Origin of the sequence: Actinomadura sp. NPDC048032, from assembly GCF_040653175.1 — a bacterium.
In the GTDB taxonomy this organism is placed as follows: domain Bacteria; phylum Actinomycetota; class Actinomycetes; order Streptosporangiales; family Streptosporangiaceae; genus Spirillospora; species Spirillospora verrucosospora.
The window spans coordinates 1-1,787 of the sequence record NZ_JBEZJP010000763.1; the positions used below are offsets into that span (position 1 = coordinate 1).

Consider the following 1,787-nt stretch of genomic DNA (forward strand, 5'->3'; position numbering starts at 1 on the left):
GCCCCTGGCAGCACGCTCATGCGCCGCTCCCCTGTGCTTCGACGGCCTGTGCTTCGACGGCCCGCGCTTCGACGGCCTGTGTTCCCGCGGCGGGCGATGAGCCCGGCGGCCTCCACGGGGGCGCCGTCGACGGTGAGCAGCTCGGCCGCGAGGAGCCGCTCGAACTCGGCGGTCGGCAGGGTGCCGTCCTCCAGGCCGTGGATGGGGTTCGTCCCTGCGCCGTCGTAGGCCTGCTTCACCCAGGCGCGCATGACGGTCTTGTAGCGCTCGACGTCGATGCGGTCGGCGGTGAGCCAGACCTCGATGGCCTCGGCCAGGGGGGAGGTGAGGACGCCGCCCCAGTCGGTGATCACAGCTTTGACGCTCACGGGCCGATGGTAGGCGATCCCCGGCGAAACAACCGAATCCCGTTCTGTCAGAATGCGGGCCATGGACTTCGAACTCAGCCCGAAGGCACGCGACTACCGGGACCGGCTCCAGGAGTTCATGGACGCGCGCGTCTACCCGGCCGAGCCCGTCTACGCCGCCTGGCGGGCGGAGAACGACCCGCACGCGCTGCCCCCGGTCGTCGAGGAGCTGAAGGCCGAGGCGCGCGAGCGGGGCCTGTGGAACCTGTTCCTGCCGGACGTGTCCGGGCTGTCCAACCTGGAGTACGCGACGCTCGCCGAGCTGACCGGGCGCTCGCCCGACCTCGCCCCGGAGGCGGTCAACTGCGCGGCGCCCGACACCGGGAACATGGAAGTCCTGCACATGTTCGGCACGGACGAGCAGAAGGAGCGCTGGCTCCGGCCCCTGCTGGACGGCGAGATCCGCAGCGCGTTCGCGATGACCGAGCCGGGCGTCGCCTCCTCCGACGCCACCAACATCACCACCTCGATCGTCCGGGACGGCGACGAGTACGTGGTCAACGGCCGCAAGTGGTTCATCACCGGCGCCGCCGACGAGCGCTGCAAGATCTTCATCGTGATGGGCAGGACGGACCCCGGCGCGCCGCCGCACCGGCAGCAGTCGCAGGTGCTCGTGCCCCGCGACGCGCCGGGCGTGACGATCGTCCGGCACCTGCCCGTGTTCGGCTACCAGGACCAGCACGGACATTCGGAGATCCTCTTCGAGGACGTCCGGGTGCCCGCGTCGAACCTCGTCGCGGCCGAGGGCGACGGATTCATGATCGCCCAGGCGCGGCTCGGGCCCGGCCGCATCCACCACTGCATGCGGGCCCTCGGCATGGCGGAGCGGGCGCTGGAGCTGATGTGCCGGCGCGCGCTGTCCCGCGAGGCCTTCGGCGGGCCGCTGGCCGAACAGGGCGTGGTCCGCGAGCGGATCGCCGAGTCGCGGATGGCGATCGAGCAGGCCCGGCTGCTGACCCTCAAGACCGCCTGGCTGATCGACCGGCACGGCGCCAGGGGCGCGCGGACGGAGATCGCCGCGATCAAGGTGGTCGTGCCGCGCGTCGTCCACGAGGTGCTCGACCGCGCGATCCAGGTGCACGGCGCCGCCGGCGTCTCCGACGACACCCCGCTGGCGGCGATGTACTCCTGGGTCCGCGCGATGCGCATCTTCGACGGCCCCGACGAGGTCCACGTCCGCACCGTGGCCCGCCAGGAACTCCGCCGCCACGAGAGCTGATTTATTGCATTTCTCTCCTCCTTCGGGCCCTGAGGACCCTGCTGTGCCTTTTGCAGTGCCCTCCTCCTTCGGGCCCGGAGGGCCCTCCATCGTCGGGCACTTCGGCGGCTTCTGAGGGGCGTTCCCCGTGAGCAGGACACCCGCGTCCGCGCTGTTCTGGC

At 71.4% G+C, this 1,787-nt stretch carries 1 protein-coding gene and 1 pseudogene; one reads left to right on the forward strand and one right to left on the reverse strand.

Translation table 11 applies throughout. The annotated features are described in order from the left end of the window. Window positions 1–368 (reverse strand): annotated as a pseudogene (locus AB0C69_RS41980) (hypothetical protein); the annotation flags it as partial. A 61-nt stretch (window positions 369–429) separates the two neighbouring features. Here AB0C69_RS41980 and AB0C69_RS41985 point away from each other — a divergent pair. Further along, window positions 430–1,626 carry an acyl-CoA dehydrogenase family protein gene (locus AB0C69_RS41985; protein ID WP_360362445.1) on the forward strand — a complete coding sequence of 399 codons (1,197 nt, stop codon included), beginning with the start codon at window positions 430–432 and terminating at the stop codon, window positions 1,624–1,626. Window positions 1,627–1,787: the final 161 nt, after the last annotated feature.

What these genes read in the sequence shown, in the direction of transcription:
- AB0C69_RS41985 (WP_360362445.1), top strand. Translation starts at nt 430, where the DNA reads ATGGACTTCGAACTCAGCCCGAAGGCACGCGACTACCGGGACCGGCTC.